Annotated in this window: 14 protein-coding genes; 2 read left to right on the top strand and 12 right to left on the bottom strand. The window is 69.7% G+C overall.

Annotated elements, in window-relative coordinates:
* Positions 1 to 66: 66 nt before the first annotated feature.
* The 3 genes from ACFP3H_RS16725 to ACFP3H_RS16735 form a co-directional block, all read right to left on the bottom strand.
* On the bottom strand, positions 67 to 2,337 hold the full coding sequence (locus ACFP3H_RS16725) for a polyribonucleotide nucleotidyltransferase (protein ID WP_378606749.1): 2,271 nt from the start codon (positions 2,335 to 2,337) through the stop codon (positions 67 to 69).
* A 407-nt stretch (positions 2,338 to 2,744) separates the two neighbouring features.
* A complete protein-coding gene (rpsO, locus tag ACFP3H_RS16730; RefSeq protein ID WP_378606752.1) occupies positions 2,745 to 3,014 on the bottom strand; it encodes a 30S ribosomal protein S15 in 270 nt (89 codons plus the stop codon).
* A 139-nt stretch (positions 3,015 to 3,153) separates the two neighbouring features.
* Positions 3,154 to 4,122: a bifunctional riboflavin kinase/FAD synthetase gene (locus ACFP3H_RS16735; RefSeq protein WP_378606755.1), complete on the bottom strand. Its 969-nt coding sequence runs from the start codon at positions 4,120 to 4,122 to the stop codon at positions 3,154 to 3,156.
* Between the two features lie 95 nt (positions 4,123 to 4,217).
* Between ACFP3H_RS16735 and ACFP3H_RS16740 the strand changes: the two genes are divergently transcribed.
* Positions 4,218 to 4,985 carry a metal-dependent transcriptional regulator gene (locus tag ACFP3H_RS16740; protein WP_378606758.1) on the top strand — a complete coding sequence of 256 codons (768 nt, stop codon included), beginning with the start codon at positions 4,218 to 4,220 and terminating at the stop codon, positions 4,983 to 4,985.
* Between the two features lie 4 nt (positions 4,986 to 4,989).
* Here the strand turns inward: ACFP3H_RS16740 and ACFP3H_RS16745 are convergent, their stop codons facing one another.
* The 5 genes from ACFP3H_RS16745 to ACFP3H_RS16765 all read right to left on the bottom strand — a co-directional run bounded on the left by ACFP3H_RS16745 (position 4,990) and on the right by ACFP3H_RS16765 (position 10,104).
* Positions 4,990 to 5,811, bottom strand: a complete 822-nt coding sequence (locus ACFP3H_RS16745) for a hypothetical protein (RefSeq protein WP_378606761.1) — start codon at positions 5,809 to 5,811, stop codon at positions 4,990 to 4,992.
* 160 nt (positions 5,812 to 5,971) lie between these two features.
* Entirely contained in the window at positions 5,972 to 6,904 is a 933-nt protein-coding gene (gene truB / locus ACFP3H_RS16750; RefSeq protein ID WP_378606764.1) for a tRNA pseudouridine(55) synthase TruB, read from the bottom strand.
* Positions 6,904 to 7,575: a 4'-phosphopantetheinyl transferase Npt gene (npt, locus tag ACFP3H_RS16755; protein ID WP_378606767.1), complete on the bottom strand. Its 672-nt coding sequence runs from the start codon at positions 7,573 to 7,575 to the stop codon at positions 6,904 to 6,906. The genes truB and npt overlap by 1 nt, the downstream gene beginning before the upstream one ends.
* A gap of 159 nt (positions 7,576 to 7,734) precedes the next feature.
* Complete coding sequence (locus tag ACFP3H_RS16760) at positions 7,735 to 8,676, bottom strand: metallophosphoesterase family protein (RefSeq protein WP_378607436.1); 942 nt, start codon at positions 8,674 to 8,676, stop codon at positions 7,735 to 7,737.
* A gap of 72 nt (positions 8,677 to 8,748) precedes the next feature.
* Entirely contained in the window at positions 8,749 to 10,104 is a 1,356-nt protein-coding gene (locus tag ACFP3H_RS16765) for an MATE family efflux transporter (protein ID WP_378606770.1), read from the bottom strand.
* Between the two features lie 248 nt (positions 10,105 to 10,352).
* On the opposite strand from ACFP3H_RS16765, the gene ACFP3H_RS16770 reads away from it, so the two are divergent.
* Entirely contained in the window at positions 10,353 to 11,528 is a 1,176-nt protein-coding gene (locus ACFP3H_RS16770; RefSeq protein ID WP_378606773.1) for an MFS transporter, read from the top strand.
* Here ACFP3H_RS16770 and ACFP3H_RS16775 read toward each other — a convergent pair.
* The 4 genes from ACFP3H_RS16775 to infB all read right to left on the bottom strand — a co-directional run.
* Positions 11,517 to 12,545, bottom strand: a complete 1,029-nt coding sequence (locus tag ACFP3H_RS16775) for a DHH family phosphoesterase (protein ID WP_378606776.1) — start codon at positions 12,543 to 12,545, stop codon at positions 11,517 to 11,519. The genes ACFP3H_RS16770 and ACFP3H_RS16775 overlap by 12 nt on opposite strands.
* 6 nt (positions 12,546 to 12,551) lie before the next feature.
* Complete coding sequence (gene rbfA / locus ACFP3H_RS16780; RefSeq protein ID WP_378606779.1) at positions 12,552 to 12,998, bottom strand: 30S ribosome-binding factor RbfA; 447 nt, start codon at positions 12,996 to 12,998, stop codon at positions 12,552 to 12,554.
* An 89-nt stretch (positions 12,999 to 13,087) separates the two neighbouring features.
* Positions 13,088 to 13,381, bottom strand: a complete 294-nt coding sequence (locus ACFP3H_RS16785; RefSeq protein WP_378607439.1) for a DUF503 domain-containing protein — start codon at positions 13,379 to 13,381, stop codon at positions 13,088 to 13,090.
* 90 nt (positions 13,382 to 13,471) lie between these two features.
* Positions 13,472 to 16,136 (bottom strand): translation initiation factor IF-2 (gene infB / locus ACFP3H_RS16790; RefSeq protein ID WP_378606782.1); only part of this gene is annotated, 2,665 nt, incomplete at its 5' end.

The raw sequence follows: 16,136 nt of genomic DNA on the forward strand, positions 1-16,136 counted from the left end.
CCGGTCACAGCCCGAAAACGACGAAACCCCCGCCGTCGGAACGGCGGGGGTCTCGCGGGGAGCTACTTACTCGGCGGAAACGGTCTCCTCGACGGCGACCGGCTCAGCGGCAGCCTCGTCCTCGACCGGCACCAGCGAGATCTTGCCGCGGTTGTCGATATCGGCGATCTCCACGCGCAGCTTGTCGCCGACGTTGACCACGTCCTCGACCTTGGCCACGCGCTTGCCGTTGCCCAGCTTGGAGATGTGCACCAGACCGTCACGACCCGGCAGCAGCGAAACGAACGCGCCGAAGGCGGTGGTCTTGACGACCGTGCCCAGGAAGCGCTCGCCGACCTTGGGCAGCTGCGGGTTGGCGATGGCGTTGATCATGTCGATCGCGGCCTGGGCCGACGGCCCATCGGTCGCACCGACGAACACGGTGCCATCATCCTCGATCGAGATGTTGGCGCCGGTCTCCTCGGTGATCTGGTTGATCATCTTGCCCTTGGGCCCGATGACCTCGCCGATCTTGTCGACCGGGATCTTGATGGCCGTCACGCGCGGGGCGTAGGGGCTCATCTCGTCGGGGTCGGCGATGGCCTCGGCCATCACGTCCAGGATCGTGGTGCGGGCGTCGTGCGCCTGGTTGAGCGCACCGGCCAGCACCTGCGAGGGGATGCCGTCGAGCTTGGTGTCCAGCTGCAGGGCGGTGACGAAGTCGCGGGTACCGGCGACCTTGAAGTCCATGTCGCCGAAGGCATCCTCGGCGCCGAGGATGTCGGTCAGCGCGACGTAGCGGACCTCGTCCTCACCCTTGTCGTTGGTGATGGTGTCCGACACCAGGCCCATGGCGATACCCGCGACCGGCGCCTTCAGCGGCACACCGGCGTTGAGCAGCGACAGGGTCGAGGCGCAGACCGAACCCATCGAGGTCGAGCCGTTCGAGGACAGCGCCTCGGAGACCTGACGGATGGCGTAGGGGAACTCCTCCTGCGAGGGCAGCACCGGCATCAGCGCGCGCTCGGCGAGAGCGCCGTGGCCGATCTCGCGACGCTTCGGCGAACCGACGCGACCGGTCTCGCCGGTGGAGAACGGCGGGAAGTTGTAGTGGTGCATGTAGCGCTTGGAGGTCTCCGGGCCGAGCGAGTCGACCTGCTGCGCCATCTTCACCATGTCGAGGGTGGTGACGCCCATGATCTGGGTCTCGCCACGCTCGAAGATCGCCGAACCGTGGGCGCGCGGGATCACGTCGACCTCGGCCGAGAGCTGACGGATATCAGCGAGCCCACGGCCATCGATCCGGAAACCGTCGGTCAGGATGCGCTGGCGAACCAGCTTCTTGGTGACCGAGCGGAACGCGGCACCCAGCTCCTTCTCACGGCCGACGAAGTCCTCGCCCAGCCGGGACAGGACCTCGGCCTTGATCTCGTCGATCTTGGCTTCGCGGGCCTGCTTGTCGGCGATGCTCAGCGCCTGGTTCAGCTCGACCTTCGAGGTGCCCTCGACAGCCTCGAACACGTCCGGGCCGTAGGGCGGGAAGAGCGGGAACTCCTGGGTCGGCTTGGCGGCCAGCGCGGCCAGGTCGGCCTGGGCGCGGACCAGACGCGCGATGAACGGCTTGGCGGCTTCCAGACCCTGGGCCACGACGGCCTCGGTCGGCGCCTGCGCACCGTCTTCGATCAGCGCGATCACCTTGTCGGTGGCCTCGGCCTCGACCATCATGATGGCGACGTCGCCGGTGTCGGTGACGCGGCCCGCGACGACCATGTCGAACACGGCGCCCTCGAGCTGCTCGACGGTCGGGAACGCGACCCACTGGTCACCGATGAGGGCGACGCGCACGCCACCGATCGGGCCCGAGAACGGGATGCCCGAGAGCTGGGTCGACGCCGAGGCGGCGTTGATGGCCACCACGTCGTAGAGATCGGCCGGGTTCAGGCTCAGGACCGTCACGACGACCTGGATCTCGTTGCGCAGACCGTCGATGAAGGTCGGGCGCAGCGGCCGGTCGATCAGGCGACAGGTCAGGATCGCGTCGGTGGAGGGGCGACCCTCGCGACGGAAGAACGAGCCGGGGATGCGACCCGCGGCGTACATGCGCTCTTCGACGTCGACCGTCAGCGGGAAGAAGTCGAACTGGTCCTTGGGGTACTTGCCGGCGGTGGTCGCCGACAGCAGCATGGTCTCGTCGTCCAGGTAGGCGGCGACGGAGCCGGCGGCCTGCTTGGCCAGACGGCCGGTTTCGAAGCGGATGGTGCGGGTGCCGAAGCTACCGTTGTCGATCAGCGCGACCGACTCGAAAACACCGGGCTCGACCTCGACCGCAGTCGATGTACGTTCAGTTGTCTGCGTCATATTTTCTTCTCTCGACCTCTCGTCTCGCTGGTCGCGCTGCCGTTTCCAGGCGTACCCACCTGATGGGCGCGAGCCAGCTCTTTGTCAGCCGTACCGGACACGGACACGTGGAAACCCTCCTGGCTGCCACGCGCAGCACCCGGCCGTATCCCCTCGGCTGGAACATTCCACAGAAGGGGCGACGCGAAGGCGGTCATCGATCGAAGCCCGACGGCGGCGAAACGCCTGCCGAAAGGCCACTACCGAAGACCGACGCCACGCGGACGGATGCACACGGCTGTCACATGTTGTAGTGCACACCGGAACCCGAAGGTCGGCGAATACACGAATAGCCAACGAGAAGAAGTGTACTTCTTCGCGTCGGCTACTCGGCGACCGCCTCAGCTAGGAGGCGTGTCCGTACGAAATCAGCGGCGCAGGCCGAGACGCTCGATGAGCGAACGGTAGCGGTTGATGTCGTTGGCCTGCAGGTACTTGGACAGGCGACGACGACGACCGATCAGGGCCAGCAGGCCGTGACGGGTGTGGTGATCGTGCTTGTGGGTCTTCAGGTGCTCGGTCAGGTCCGAGATCCGCTTGGACAGCAGCGCGATCTGCGCCTCCGGCGAACCGGTGTCCTTGGGGTGCAGGCCGTACTCGGCGAGGATCGCCGACTTCTGCTCAGTGGTCAGCGCCATGTGGCTCGACTCCTATTTTTCAGTTCCGCGCTCGAAGGTCCGGTTACCCGGGATGGGTGCCACCGCGGACCGCAGCAAACCCGAGGAGCCACTTTACGCGACCCCTGCGATCGCGATGAAATCGGGACCTGGGTAGCGATCAGGCGTCGGCGGCCGCGAGGACCTTGCGCGCTTCCTCGACATCGCGGCCCATGGCCTCGACCAGTTCGTCGATGGACTCGAATTTGCGCATCCCGCGCAGTTGTTCGACGAAGTCGACGCCCACGTGCTGGCCGTACAGATCGGCCTCCCCGTCGAGCACGAACGCCTCGACCGTGCGTGAGCGACCCGAGAAGGTGGGGTTGGTGCCCACCGAGATCGCCGCCATCGCCCGCTCGCCGGGTTCGGTGGCGCCGATCGCCGGGCCCGAGCCCAGCACGGTGAACCAGCCCGCGTACACCCCGTCGGCGGGGATCGCGGCGTGCATCGGCGGGGCCACGTTCGCGGTCGGGAAGCCGAGCCCGCGTCCGCGCCCGTCGCCGTGCACGACGACGCCCTCGACCCGATGCGGGCGTCCGAGCGCCTCGGCCGCGGCGCCCATGTCACCCGCGTCCACGCAGGCGCGGATGTAGGTGGAGGAGAAGGTGACGGCGTGCTCGCCGAGCAGGGTCACCCCGTCGACCTCGAACCCGAACCGGGCCCCGAGCTCGCGCATCGTGTCCACGGTGCCCGCGGCCTTCTTGCCGAAGGTGAAGTTGTCACCGACCACGACCTCGGTCACGTGCAGGCGTTCGACCAGCAGGTCGTGCACGTACTCGGCCGGGGTGAGCTTCATGAAGTCCTGGGTGAACGGCATCACGCAGAACACGTCGATCCCGAGCTCGGCGGCCAGTTCGGCCCGCCGGGTCAGCGTGGTGAGCTGTGCGGGATGCGAACCCGGTCGCACCACTTCCATCGGGTGCGGGTCGAAGGTCATCAGAACCGAGGGCACGCCACGCTTTTCCGCCGCGGCGACCGCGCGGCTGATCAGCTGCGCGTGCCCCCGATGTACCCCGTCGAACACGCCGATCGTGAGAACGCAACGCCCCCAGTCCGCGGGCACGTCGTCGAGACTTCGCCATCTCTGCACAGAGCGAAGCCTACGCAAAGCGTTGCCCGAACAGAATTCCGGTGTGACCGGATCATCGGCCGGGCCGGTTCGCCGATGTGTCATTCGGGGCCGCGATGCCTACCATTGACAACGTGCCAGGTAAACGAGATGTCGCGCCCCGCCGAGCCGTGTCGCAGCCCGCCGAGCAGGCCGAACTCGCCACCACCGCCACGATCGCCCCCGAACTCTCGGCCGTGGCCCAGGACTATCTCAAGGTCATCTGGACCGCCCAGGAGTGGTCACAGGAGAAGGTCTCGACCAAGCTGCTGTCCGAGCGCATCGGGGTGTCGGCCTCCACGGTCTCGGAGGCGGTGCGCAAACTCACCGACCAGGGCCTGGTCGAACACGCCCGCTACGGCGCGATCACGCTCACCGACCACGGCCGCCGCGCCGCCGTGGCGATGGTGCGCCGCCACCGCCTGATCGAGACCTTCCTGGTCAACGAACTCGGCTACGGCTGGGACGAGGTCCACGACGAGGCCGAGGTGCTCGAGCACGCCGTCTCGGACCTGCTCATGTCGCGCATCGACGCCAAACTCGGCCACCCCGACCGCGACCCGCACGGCGACCCCATCCCGTCGGCCGACGGCGCCGTGCCCACTCCCCCGGCCCGCCAACTCAGCGACTTCGCCGCGGGCGAATCGGGCCGGGTCGCGCGCATCTCCGACTCCGATCCGGCGATGCTGCGCTATTTCGACTCCGTCGGCATCGCGCTCGACACCACCATCGCCGTCGAGGAGCGCCGCGATTTCGCGGGCACGATCGCGGTGCGCATCGCCGGCTCGGAGTCGCCCACCGAACTGGGAACCCCTGCGGCCGAGGCGATCTGGTTGACGACCTAGCCGCTCAGCAGTTGTGGAAGTAGTGGCGTAACGGCTGTGGCACACCGTCGGTGAAGGCGGTGGTCCAGCAGGTCACGTGCGGGAAGAGGACGTAGGTGGTCCAGGTGCCCGAGGTTCGGGTGATGACGCGCTGATTGTCGCCGGGGCTGTCCCAGCGCACGACGGCCCACTGTTCGTCACAGTCGGAGATCGTGGCGGCGGGCGCCATGTCCACGCCGAGTTCGGTCTCGATGGTGGATTCGGCACACGCCGACGCCGGTGCGGCGTCGTTGAACCGGAGTTTGCCGGTGATCGTGCTGCCCGGGGTGACCAGGAACAGCGAGTGCATGCCCTCGGGAACCGGGTTCGTGCCCGCGGGGGCGGTCATGCCGAAGTGGTAGCACCCGGTCGGCACGGTGAACGTCGCGCTGCCCTGGTCGTCGGTGATCCCGTCGCGGCGCAGGGCCTCGGTGGTCTCCCCGAGGGGGATGTCGTGGCCGACCGGGTCACAGGGCCTGCGAAGCGAAAGGCGTACCGGCACAGCGGGAACGGGGACACCGGACACGGTCACGGTGCGCAGCACGATGGTGCCGGTCGCCGATTCCGGCGGTGGCGCGGTGGTGGACGCACCGGGCTCGGGCGGTGCGACGACGGTCGGCGCCGGGGCGCCGGGGGTGGCGTCGTCGGGCGCGTCGGCGGGGGCCGCGGTGGCGGTCGGTGCCGGGGCGGTGCTGGTGACCGATGGCCGTGGTGTGCTCGGCGCCTGCGGTTCACCCCCGCCGCAGGCCGTCACCAGCAGTGTCATCCCGGCGATCACGCCGATCCAGGTCTTTCCGGTCGCGGTCATGGTCCACCCCTCGTAGGCGCGAGCTATACCTATTGCCTATCGCCTGGGGTCAGGGCGGTGTTAGGCGCGATCCAGCCCCCAGAACAGGGGGCACCGCGCCGTTCGCCGGTGTGACCGCGCGCTCGCGTTGTCGGGCGACCGCGTGCCTGTCGTGGACGGGTCAGTCGCCGATGCCGCGCGGGCGCACCACCATCACCGACCCCGCGCGCTTGCCGCTCTCCTCGAGCAGGGCGATGGCTCGGCCGCGCGGATCTATCGCGGCGTACACGCCTTTGATGCCGACGGGCTCCAACCAGCGCCCGGTGCGCAGGTCGTCGGCCTGGGACTCGCTGATGTCGCGGTGGGGGAAGGCGGTGCGGACGGCGGTGTCGATGTCGAGGCTGAGCAGGGGTTGCTCGGCCTCGGCGGCGGTCGCGAGTTCGCCGAGGGTGCGGGCGTGTTCGAGGGTGAAGGGTCCGACCCTGGTGCGGCGCAGGGCCGTCAGGTGGCCGCCGACGCCGAGGGCGGCGCCGAGGTCGCGGGCCAGTGCGCGGATGTAGGTGCCGGAGGTGCACTCGACGTCCACGTCCACATCGACGAATTCACCGTCGGCGACGTCACGGCGGGCCAGGATCTCGAAGCGCGACACCGTGACCGGGCGCGCGGCCAACTGCACCTCCTCGCCGGCGCGCACGCGGGCGTAGGCGCGTTCGCCGTCGACCTTGATGGCGCTGACCGTGGCGGGCACCTGCTGGATATCGCCGGTCAGGGCGGCGACGCCGGCCGCGATCGCGGCATCGGTGACGTGCAGCGCGGAGGTGGTCGCGAGGACCTCACCCTCGGCGTCGTCGGTGTCGGTGGCCTGGCCGAGGCGAATGGTCGCGGTGTAGGCCTTGGTGGTGAGCAACAGCTGGCCGAGCAGCTTCGTCGCCCGCTCGACCCCGAGCACCAGCACCCCGGTCGCCATCGGATCCAGGGTGCCGGCGTGTCCGACCTTCTTGGTCCGCAACAACTTTCGACCCCGCGACACCACATCGTGACTGGTGAGACCGCTGTCCTTGTCGACGATCACCAGACCGCCGAGCTCGCCCACCGGCGAGACGCGCGCCGCCATCAGCCGTGCGCGATCGCGGTCAGGATCAGCCCGTCGGCGATCAGCCAGCGTCCGTCGAACTCCATCAGCGGAGCGCCCCCGTCCTTGGTCGTGCCCGGTACGAGCAGCTTGGTGTGAAAGGTTCCCGACCCGGAATCGGCTGTGCGCGAGTCCGTTCGGAAGGTGATGTGGGCGTCCTCGAAACCGAGCCAGCGCAGCGTCAGCGGGAACCACGCCTTGTAGGTGGCCTCCTTGGCGCAGAACAGCAGTCGGTCCAGGTGCAGGCCGTCGGCGGGAGTGCCTGCGAGCCAGGCCCGTTCGGCGGGCAGGCTGACCGAGTCGAGCACGCCGTCGGGCAGCGGGCCGTGCGGTTCGGCGTCGATCCCGACCGAACGGAACCGCAGCGAATGCGCCATCGCGGCGGCGCGGTAGCCGTCGCAGTGGGTGAGGCTGCCGACGACGCCGCGCGGGAACAGCGGCATCCCGCGCTCGCCCTTGCCGATCGCGACGGGCGGCTCACCGAGTTGTTCGAGGGCGAGGCGGGCGCAGTGGCGGGCGCCGATGAAATCGCGGCGACGCTTCTCGACGGACTTGGCGATGAGGTGTTCCTCGGCCGGGTGCGCCGTCAATTCCTCGGGGTAGGCCAACAACTCCGCCGACGCCACACCCCCCGGCAAGATCCTCTCCAACACGTGCTGGTCCGCCTCTCCGCGTAGTCGGCCAGACCGGGACGCTGGTGGGGACAGCGTGGGCGGCTGGCGGTGCCGGGGTGGTTCGGTCAGCTGGTTCCCGGCGAGCTACCCATGTTCTCACCGGCTGTCGGCCGTGCGATCCGTGGCCCCGGTCGTCGGTCAGATACCCCGCCTGCGCTCGGCTTTCTCGCGCATCTGGGCGGCGGCGGCCTCCATTTCCGGAGTGACCTTGAAGTGGCCGCCCCAGGCGTTGAGGTCGCCGTCGGCGTAGACGGGATCGGGCAGGATCTGGCGCAGCAGCGGTTCGGGCATGCCGCGGCGCTTCCACTCGCGCGGGTAGCCCAGGGAGACCTCTTCGAAGCGGACGCCGTCGTAGTAGGTGGTGCGGGGGATGTGGAGGTGGCCGTAGACCGAGCAGACCACGTGGTAGCTGGTGTGCCAGTCGGCGGTGAGGTCGGTGCCGCACCACAGGGCGAACTCGGGGTAGAACAGGATGTCGGTGGGCTGACGGACCAGCGGGAAGTGGTTGATCATGACCACGGGGGTCTCGGGCGCGAGGGCGTCGAGGCGGCGCTGGGTGTACTGGACGCGGGCGTGGCACCAGGCGTCGCGGGTGAGGTACGGGTCGGGGGTCAGCAGGAACTCGTCGGTCGCGACGACATTGCGTTCCCTGGCCAGCGCCAGACCCTCGGCCTTGGTCTTGGTTCCGGCCGGGCGCCACGAGTAGTCGTAGAGCAGGAACATCGGCGCCAGGGTGACCCGACCGCCGTACTTCTCCGCTCCCGGCCCGGTCCACACCGGGAACGGGTCCTCCGGCGTCACCACATCCAGGTCGCGGCACATCGCCACCAGGTAGTCGTAGCGCGCGGCCCCGTGCATCTGCACCGGATCCTTCGGCGTGGTCCACAGCTCGTGATTGCCCGGCACCCAGATCACCTTGGCGAAGCGGCCGCGCAACAACTCCAGCGCCCACCGCACCTCCTCGGCCTTCTCCCCCACGTCCCCGGCCACGATCAGCCAATCCTCGGGCGAATCAGGCACGATCTGCTCCACCACCGGCTTGTTGCCCTGGTGTCCCACATGCACATCGCTGACCGCCATCAACTTCGGATTCACCCGTCCACAGTGGCACACCACCCGCCGTCGCCGAGCACGCACCGGTCGAACCGCCCGCTACGCCGCACCGCTGGGCACCTCCGCGCCCGCCCGCGCCCAGCGGCCCGACCGCGCTCGGGCGAGCACCGCGATCAGGCGCAGCAGCATGAAGGCGACCAGGCCCGACCAGATTCCGGCCACGCCCCAGTCGAAGACCAGCGACAGCCAGATCAGGGGGAGGAAGCCGGCGAGGGCGGCGATCAGGGTGGCGGTGCGCAGGAAGGCGGCGTCGCCCGCACCGAGCAGGACACCGTCCAGAGCGAAGACGGCGCCCGCTACCGGGATCATGGCGAGGAAGAACCACCAGATGAGGTGGGTGCGGTCGAGGACCTGGGGGTCGTCGGTGAACAGCAGCGGGATGGCGCCCGCGCCCGCGGCGAACACCGCGGTCAGGATCAGTGCGAAGATCTCCGACCAGCCGGTCACCCGCCGGGCGATCGCCTTCGCACTGCCGACCCTGCCCGCGCCGAGCGCCGCGCCCACCAGGGTCTGGGCGGCGATGGCGAGCGAGTCCAGGGTGAGCGCGATCAGGTTCCACAGTTGCAACACCAGCTGGTGCGCGGCGACCGAGGCCGCGCCGAAGCGGGCGGCCACCGCGGCGGCGGAGACGAAGCAGACCTGGAACGACAGGCTGCGCACGATCAGATCGCGACCGAGTACCAGTTGCGCGCGCATCACCGGCGGGTCGGGTCGCAGCGAAACCCCTTCGCGCAGCAGGGCATACACGAACAGCACGCCGGAGACGGACTGGCCGACCAGGTTCGCCACGGCCGACCCCGCCAGTTCCATGCGCGGCGCACCGAGTAAGCCGTACACGAGCACGGGACACAGCACCGCCGAGATACCAAGTCCCACCACGACATACGTGAGGGGTCGGCGCACATCCTGCACCCCGCGCATCCACCCGTTGCCCGCCATCGACAGCAGGATCAACGGCACCCCGAACAGCGCGATCCGCACCCACCCCAGCGCCTCCTCGGCGATCTCACCGCCACCGGCGAGCACCGAGCACAGCGGTACCGCGAACACCTGGATCACCGCGACGATCACCAGCCCCACCACCACCCCGACCCAACTGGCCTGCACCCCCTCCTCCACGGCCCCGGTCCGATCCCCCGCCCCGTGCCGACGCGCCGCGCGCGCGGTGGTCCCGTAGGACAGGAACGTGAGCTGGGTGCTCACCGTTCCCAGGATCACCGCGCCGACCGCCAACCCGGCCAGCGCCAACGCGCCGAGCCTGCCGACCACCGCGATATCGAACAGCAGATACAGCGGTTCGGCGACCAGCACACCGAGCGTGGGCACCGCGATCCCGAGAATCCGCCGCGGACCCGCCCGATCGAGCGCGTCCTCGGTCTCACCGATCGGCTCCACAGACCCCACCTAGACCCCTCCCACCGTTGGCATGGACCACGCATCCGCTGCGACGTGTCGATAGTGGCACAGGGCACCGACACGAAATCACCGCCGCGAGAACGGGGACCGCGGGTCTGGTGGCGAGGCGAAACGGCAGGTAAGAAGTGTGGACGGCGGCGGCACGAGCGGCGATACTGGTCGTTCGCCCAGCTGGGACGGGATCAGGTCGCGAACAGTCGGTTCGCCCGAACGACACAGGATTGCCCATGGTGGTTGTGCAGCGATGGCGAGTGATCACGGCGTTCGCCCTGGTCGGTGCGGCGACCCAGCTCGTCTGGCTCACCTACGCGCCCGTGACCACCGTCGCGGCCGCGCATTTCGGGGTCTCCGAGTCCGCGATCGGGTGGCTGGCGAACATGTTCCCGCTGCTCTACGTCGTGCTCGCGATCCCCGCCGGGATCGCGCTGGATCGGTGGTTCCGGCCGAGCCTGATCGCCGGCGCGGTCCTCACCGCCGGCGGCGCCGCCCTGCGCCTGGTCGGCGACGATTTCGCGATCGTGTTGATCGGCCAGACCGTCGTCGCGATCGCGCAACCGCTGGTACTCAACGCGATCACCGGCATCGCCGGGCACTACCTCGACGAGCAGGACCGGCCGACCGGAATCGCGGTCGGCACCGCGAGCACCTTCGCGGGCATGGCCGCCGCGTTCGTGCTCGGCGCCGCGCTGCCCGCGGACAGCCAGCTCACCACCCTCACCGCGATCGGCACGATCTTCGCCGCCGTGGCCGCGGTCGCGCTCACCGTCGAACTGCTGCGGGCGGGCACCGGCCCCGCCACGCGCACCCCGACCTCACTGGCTGCACTGCGGGCGACCGTCGGCGACAGCTACGTGCGTCGACTCTGCGCCGCGGTGTTCTTTCCCTTCGGCACGTTCGTCGCGCTGGCGACCTTCGGCCAGGCGCTGCTGGAACCCTCCGGGGTCAGCGCCGACGCGGCCAGCATCGTGCTGCTGGTCAATGTCGTGGCCGGCGTGGTCGGGTGCGCGGTGATCCCGGTCGCGGTGCTGCGTCGCGGGGTCGAACTGCCCGCGGTCATGGTCGGCCTCACCGCCAGCGCCGCCGCCTGCCTGCTCGTCGCCCTCGCCCCCGGCCTGGCGACCGGGTTCCTGGCCTTCGTGCTGATCGGCCTGACCCTGCTCCCGGCCCTGCCGATCGTGCTGTCGATGGCCGAACGCCACACCGGCGCCGCCGAAGGCACCGCGGCCGGGCTCATCTGGATGACCGGCAACCTCGGCGGCCTGATCGTCGCGGGCCTCACCGGCCTGCTCGTCGACCGACCCTCCCTGGCGTTCACCCTCTGCGCCGTCACCACCGCCCTCGGCGTCCCCCTCGCGATGCGCCTGCGACAGCCCACCGCGCGGGACGCGACCTCATCCCAATGACGTGATCAGCGCGCGCACGACCTCGTCGGGAGTCCCGTGGGTGGTGTACCCGGCCGCGAAGCGATGCCCACCACCACCGAAACCACTGGCGACCGCGGCGACATCGATGCCGTCGGTGCGGCCCGGCGCGGAGTCGCGCGAACGCAGCGACACCGTCCACCGATCGTTGTTGCCGCGCGCTTCCTTGAAGACCGCGGCGATCCCGGCCTCGGCGGTCGTGCGGATGACATCGATGACGCTCTCGACCTCCTCGGGCCCGACATCATGGGTGTCCGCGGCGCGAACCAGCGCGTAGACCAGCCCCACACCGGCCGCCGAGGGCACGACCACCGCGGTGGACAGCACGCTCGACAGCATCGGCAACCAGGCGTAGGGGTGGGTGTCGAGCAGCACCCGGGTGATCTCGGTGCCGTCGATGCCGGTGGCGAGCAGCCGCTCGGCCATCGCGTGACTGCCGCGACGCGCCCAGCGGAACGACCCGGTATCGGTGACCAACCCGGCGAACAGGCAGTGCGCGATGGCGGCGTCGATCTCCACACCCCAGGCGTCGAGCAGCCGGGTGACCAGTTCGGTGGTGGAGGCCGCGGACTCGTCGATCAGGTCGACGGTGCCGAAACCGTCGTTGGCCCGGTGATGATCGATCACCAGAGTCGTTGTGGCGCCGGGCAATCGGTCGGCGAGCGCACCGAGCCGCGAACGCGCGCCGCAATCGACCACGATCAGCAGATCGACCGTGTCGGGCACCTGCGCGGGCGCCACGATCAGCTCCACCCCGGGCAGCGTGCGCAACGACGCCGGCAGCTCGGCGGGCTCGGCGAACGACACACACACCGGCACCCCGCGCCTGCGCAGCGCCAACGCCAGTGCCAGCCCGCTGCCGACGGTGTCGGCGTCGGGCTGCACATGGCACAGGATCGTGACCGAACGCGCCGCCGCCAGTGCGGCGACGGCGGCGTCGGACGCGGTCCCGACCGGTGCGATCACCTCGGCCGCCGACTCCGGGCGCTGACCGGGCATGGCCGCCTACTCGTCTTCGTCGTCTCGATCGACCTTGTACGGGTCGGCGTCACCCGCGTGCTTGGCGTTGGCCGCGACCTTGGCGACCTCGTCGTCGATGGCGCGAGCCCGAGCCAGCAGCTCTTCCATCTCGCGGGCCACCTCGGGCACCTTGTCGAGGGTGAACGACAGGACCGGGGTGAACTTCACCCCGGTGCCCGCACCCACCTTCGAGCGCAGCACACCCTTGGCCGCGTCCAGTCCGGCCGCGGCTTCGGCGTAGTCGGGCTCGGCGTCGATCGTCTCGCCCATCACCGTGTAGTACACGTTCGCCTCGCGCAGATCGCCGGTCACCTTGGCATCGGTGACGGTGACGTAGCGCAGTCGCGGATCCTTGATCTCGTATTCGATCGCGGTGGCCACGATCGCGGAAATCCGCTTGGCGAGTCGGCGTGCCCTGGCTTGATCCACCATGGGGGTGCTCCTCTCTTCGGCGGCACGGGTGAGGCCCTACGTGGTTACGCAGGCTTGCGCCTCCGGGCCTTGACACCCGTGCCGCGCCCTTAGTCTTCGGGTCCGAAGATCCGGCGGCGTACTGCCAGCAACTCTATCTCCGGACGAGCGGCAACGTGCCGCTCACACTTGTCGAGCACCTCGTTCAGGTGTCCCGTCTGCGCACTGACCATGGCGACGCCGAGCAGTGCCCGGCGGTGTAGGTCCTGGTCACCGGCTTCGGCGGCATTCACGCCGAAGCGTTTCTGTAGCTCGGCGAGGATCGGTCGGATCACCGACCGCTTCTCCTTGAGCGAATGCACGTCACCCAGTAGCAGATCGAATTCGAGCGCACCGATGAACAGCGGTGCTCACCTCCTGTGAATTGTTTGGATGTACGCCCGCACGCCGCACCCGAGAGTTCGGATGCGGCGTGCGAAGCGGTGTTGCGTCTATCAGTCGCGCGGCTTTTCCCGAAGCTCGTAAGCCTCGATGATGTCGCCTTCCTTGATGTCGTTGTAGGTGACGGTCAGACCGCACTCGAAACCTTCGCGGACCTCGGTCGCGTCGTCCTTCTCCCGCTTGAGCGAGGAGATGGTCATCGTCTCGGCGATCACTCGACCGTCGCGGATCAGGCGCGCCTTGGCGTTGCGCTTGACCGAACCCGACAGCACCATGCAGCCGGCGATGTTGCCGATCTTGGACGAGCGGAAGATCGCGCGGATCTCCGCGCGGCCCAGCTCGACCTCTTCGTAGATCGGCTTGAGCATGCCCTTGAGGGCCTTCTCGATCTCGTCGATCGCCTGGTAGATGACCGAGTAGTACCGGATATCTACGCCTTCGCGGTTGGCCAGCTCGGTGGCCTTGCCCTCCGCGCGGACGTTGAAGCCGATGATGATCGCGTTGGAGGCCGACGCCAGGTTGACGTTGGTCTCGGTGACGCCACCGACACCCCGGTCGATGACGCGCAGACGCACCTCGTCGTCGATCTCGATGCCGAGCAGGGCCTCTTCGAGGGCCTCGACGGTACCGGAGTTGTCGCCCTTGAGGATCAGGTTGAGCTCCGAAGTCTCCTTCAGGGCGGCATCCAGATCTTCCAGGCTGATCCGCTTGCGGCTGCGAGCGGCCAGCGCGTTGCGCTTGCGAGCGTTGCGGCGATCGGCGATCTGACGGGCGATGCGGTCTTCCTCGACCACGATCAGGTTGTCACCGGCGCCGGGGACGCTGGTGAAACCGATGACCTGGACCGGGCGCGACGGGGTCGCCGCGTGGACGTCCGCGCCGTGCTCGTCGACCATGCGACGGACGCGACCGTAGGCGTCGCCCGCCACGATCGAGTCACCCACGTGCAGGGTGCCGCGCTGGATGAGCACGGTGGCCACGGGGCCACGGCCGCGGTCGAGGTGCGCCTCGATGGCGACACCCTGGGCGTCCATGTCCGGGTTGGCCCGCAGGTCGAGCGAGGCATCCGCGGTCAGCAGCACGGCTTCGAGCAGCTGATCGATGTTGGTGCCCTGCTTGGCCGAGATGTTGACGAACATGGTGTCGCCGCCGTACTCCTCGGTGACCAGGCCGTACTCGGTGAGCTGCTGCTTGATCTTGTCCGGGTTCGCACCCTCTTTGTCGATCTTGTTGATCGCGACGACGATCGGCACATCAGCGGCCTGAGCGTGGTTGATCGCTTCCACCGTCTGCGGCATGACGCCGTCGTCGGCCGCGACCACGAGGATCGCGATATCGGTGGCCTTCGCACCACGCGCACGCATGGCGGTGAACGCCTCGTGACCCGGGGTGTCGATGAAGGTGATCAGACGCTCTTCGTCGTTGAGGTTGGTGAGCACCTGGTAGGCACCGATGTGCTGGGTGATGCCACCGGCCTCGCCCTCGGCGACGTTGGCCTTACGGATCGTGTCGAGCAGTCGGGTCTTACCGTGGTCGACGTGACCCATGACGGTCACGACCGGCGGACGGTGCTCGAGGTCGTCCTCGCCGCCGGCGTCCTCGCCGTAGGTGAGGTCGAACGACTGCAGCAGTTCGCGATCCTCGTCCTCGGGGCTGACCACGTGGACGACGTAGTTCATCTCGCCGCCGAGCAGCTCGAGGGTCTCGTCGTTCACCGACTGCGTGGCGGTGACCATCTCGCCGAGGTTGAACAGGGCCTGCACGAGAGCTGCGGGGTTCGCGTCGATCTTCTCGGCGAAGTCCGACAGCGAAGCGCCACGGGCGAGGCGGATGACCTCACCGTTGCCACGGGGCAGACGCACGCCGCCGACGGCGGGAGCCTGCATGTTCTCGTACTCGGCGCGCTTCGCCCGCTTCGACTTGCGGCCACGGCGAACCGCGCCACCGGGACGACCGAACGCACCGGCTGCGCCACCACGGCCACCGGGACCACCGGGACGACCGCCGCCGCCACCGGGACGACCACGGAAACCACCGGCCGCGGGAGCACCGGCACCGGCACCGGGAGCGCCGGGGGCACCGCCGCCACCGCCACGGTAACCGCCACCGCCGCCGCCACCACCGGGACGGCCTGCGCCGCCACCGCCGGGAGCGCCACCGGGACGACCCGGACGGCCACCGGCCGCGGGGCCGGGACGCGCCGAACGCGCGGGCATGGCACCGGGGTTCGGACGCGGAGGCATCGAACCCGGGTTGGGACGGGGACCACCGGGACGCGGGGCACCGCCCTGCGCGGCGGCCGGGCGCTGGCCCTGACCACCCTGACCGGGGCGGGGACCGCCCTGACCGGGAGCCGGACGCGGGCCACCCTGACCGGGAGCCGGACGGGGACCGCCCTGACCCGGAGTCGGCCGCGGGCCACCCTGGGGGGCGGGACGCGGAGCCGGACGCTCACGATCGGGCGCCGAGCTGAACGGGTTGTTGCCCACGCGCGGGGTCTTCGGACCGGGCTTGGGGCCCGGACCGGCCGGACGCGGCGCCGGGGCACCGGGTGCGGGCTGGCCGGGACGCTGCTGCTGCTGCGGCGCCTGGGCACCCTGCGCGGGACGCGGGGCCGGGGCGGGACGCGGGCCGGGTGCCGGAGCACCGGCGGGCTTGACGGCCGGAGCCGACGACTGCGCGGCGGCCGGGGGGGGCCTGGCGGGCGGGGGCTGCTCG

It is taken from the genome of Nocardia lasii (assembly GCF_042658545.1).
Classification (GTDB): domain Bacteria; phylum Actinomycetota; class Actinomycetes; order Mycobacteriales; family Mycobacteriaceae; genus Nocardia; species Nocardia lasii.

Bases quoted from the DNA above. Each gene is read 5' to 3' on its own strand.
- rbfA (WP_378606779.1), bottom strand. From the start codon at position 12,998: ATGGTGGATCAAGCCAGGGCACGCCGACTCGCCAAGCGGATTTCCGCG.
- truB (WP_378606764.1), bottom strand. From the start codon at position 6,904: ATGGCGGCGCGCGTCTCGCCGGTGGGCGAGCTCGGCGGTCTGGTGATC.
- ACFP3H_RS16760 (WP_378607436.1), bottom strand. From the start codon at position 8,676: ATGGCGGTCAGCGATGTGCATGTGGGACACCAGGGCAACAAGCCGGTG.
- ACFP3H_RS16740 (WP_378606758.1), top strand. From the start codon at position 4,218: ATGCCTACCATTGACAACGTGCCAGGTAAACGAGATGTCGCGCCCCGC.
- ACFP3H_RS16770 (WP_378606773.1), top strand. From the start codon at position 10,353: ATGGTGGTTGTGCAGCGATGGCGAGTGATCACGGCGTTCGCCCTGGTC.
- rpsO (WP_378606752.1), bottom strand. From the start codon at position 3,014: ATGGCGCTGACCACTGAGCAGAAGTCGGCGATCCTCGCCGAGTACGGC.
- ACFP3H_RS16745 (WP_378606761.1), bottom strand. From the start codon at position 5,811: ATGACCGCGACCGGAAAGACCTGGATCGGCGTGATCGCCGGGATGACA.
- ACFP3H_RS16775 (WP_378606776.1), bottom strand. From the start codon at position 12,545: ATGCCCGGTCAGCGCCCGGAGTCGGCGGCCGAGGTGATCGCACCGGTC.
- ACFP3H_RS16725 (WP_378606749.1), bottom strand. From the start codon at position 2,337: ATGACGCAGACAACTGAACGTACATCGACTGCGGTCGAGGTCGAGCCC.